General features: G+C 45.1%; 2 protein-coding genes. Both read right to left on the bottom strand.

Annotation, left to right across the window (positions count from 1 at the left end; genetic code table 11):
- Positions 1 to 243: 243 nt before the first annotated feature.
- Positions 244 to 1,527 carry a zinc ribbon domain-containing protein gene (locus tag D1Z90_RS20455; RefSeq protein ID WP_119912620.1) on the bottom strand — a complete coding sequence of 428 codons (1,284 nt, stop codon included), beginning with the start codon at positions 1,525 to 1,527 and terminating at the stop codon, positions 244 to 246.
- 96 nt (positions 1,528 to 1,623) lie between these two features.
- On the bottom strand, positions 1,624 to 1,755 hold the full coding sequence (locus tag D1Z90_RS22030; protein ID WP_269777299.1) for a hypothetical protein: 132 nt from the start codon (positions 1,753 to 1,755) through the stop codon (positions 1,624 to 1,626).
- Positions 1,756 to 1,834 lie beyond the last annotated feature (79 nt).

Genomic DNA, 1,834 nt, shown 5'->3' with positions numbered 1-1,834 from the left:
TGACGGTTTGTTTAAATGTAAGTCTCGCGCTTGTTCGCTGCGATAGGCCGTGTTGTCATAAATAAAAGGTTGCATGGTTCTCTTTCTGGTTGCTAATAACGCATTTCATCTCGCCAACTGTTATATTGGATTGAGGAGCGCGAAGTAATGACGCTGATAACTCAAATCGCAAGCACTTCGCTTATATTCGGTGCTGCAGTACGGGCCAACAGTTTGCTGTACCCTACTCTTGTTGTAATAAGCTCATTCGCCGCCATATTGCAATATCAAGTCGACCATAAGCTGGTCACCGCGTTTTTGAGCCAGTTGTAATGGCGTTTCACCGTTACCGTTTGGGGACTTTGCATCAGCGCCATGTTCAAAATGCTGCTTGGCAAGGGCCCAATCACCTTGCACAATCGCCTGGTGTAGTGTCATCACAAACTGGCTGGCGTCGTATTGGTTTATTTGATAACCGCAATGCTCACAGCTTGCTGCCAGCTTGGCGACCAGCTCTTTACAGCTTGGGCAGCGCTTTACCTTGCCGCTTTTTAGGGCTGCTGCATCTTGCTCAGCCTTTAAAGCTTGTTGCTGTTTTTGCTGCTGGGTTCGCTGGTCGAATAAATCGGGGATGTCTTCCCAATTAAAGCGAGTTTGCGCTTTTTTTAACTTCTTGGCCACGCGTTGCTCAAACCATTTCGGTGACATTTTTTTCCACTTATCGGCCTTGCGGCCTTTAGCTTTATCATGGGCTGCGGTGGTAGGGTCTAACGGCCTAAAGGGCTCAAGCTGGGGGATATCGGGCAATGACTGACTGACATCCATAAAGCGTTGCAACATTTCCCAACAAAGGTAATGCTGCTGCGGCGTGGCCTGCAACTCACCGGTTAAGTTAAGGTAAAACACCACCTTTTGACTGCGGTGTACCACGGCCAGATTGGTATAAGTTTGCCCTGAGGTGCTATCCACATGCAAATCGACAAAGGCATCAAAATCGGTAAAAGGATAACTGACTAAACCAAAGCGTTTTTTTACTTTGACCATGCCAGTTTGGCGGAAAAAACCATCGCCATTATCGGTGGCAAACCATTCGGGGTGTTTTTCGAGGTAGGAAAAAATATACCTAAAGAGAAACCCTAGGCAAAAAACACCCCCAATAATTGAGATATCTAACAACATATCTCGAAAATCGTGTTCTGCATTTGGAAAGTATGGGCTAATTGAAAATACAACTAAGGCAAGCAATGCAATCATTGAATAGATGTAGCCCCCACCCAAAAAATTCATAACAAAAGCGGTATAGCCCTTAACCCCGGTATATTGAAGTCGCGTATGACTCCAAGAAGAGCCTTCTTCTCCTACTTCCTCTGAGTCATAAATATGGTCGGCAATATACTGATAAGGTTCAATGTTTGTGTAATTTTGCGACCAAGGCAGCTTGATACTCCCTTTACTCCAAGTGGCGTAACGTAAGCCTGTTTCTGGCCGTTTAACTTGGCTTGCTTTATCTTGTTGCCATGCCGTGGCACTGTATTGTTCATCTAACATATTTATTCAGCCAAAATCATTCGCAATGGGCTCTTGCGCTGAGAAGCTTTTACTTGCTCTGCGCGATATGCTTCAGAGCCATATTTGTTAATAGATTTAAACACTCGCTGTCCTTAACATTCGCAGGGCGGCAAATGTAAGACTTTTACGCCATAGCAGTGGAATTGACGTAGGCGGAAAGCCATTTTGAGCGGTGCCGATATCACCAAGTTTTGCTGCGTTTCCCATGGTTTTTCCTTTATTAGAAGATTTACTCGGGCGGTAACTCGCCAATATCCAGTAATATTTTGGTGCTTATCTCAAATCG

It is taken from the genome of Motilimonas pumila (assembly GCF_003596335.1).
Lineage (GTDB): Bacteria > Pseudomonadota > Gammaproteobacteria > Enterobacterales > CBDFNC01 > Motilimonas > Motilimonas pumila.
This window is presented reverse-complemented; position numbering and strand designations above follow the sequence as displayed.

What these genes read in the sequence shown, in the direction of transcription:
- D1Z90_RS22030 (WP_269777299.1), bottom strand. Translation starts at nt 1,755, where the DNA reads ATGGGAAACGCAGCAAAACTTGGTGATATCGGCACCGCTCAAAATGGC.
- D1Z90_RS20455 (WP_119912620.1), bottom strand. Translation starts at nt 1,527, where the DNA reads ATGTTAGATGAACAATACAGTGCCACGGCATGGCAACAAGATAAAGCA.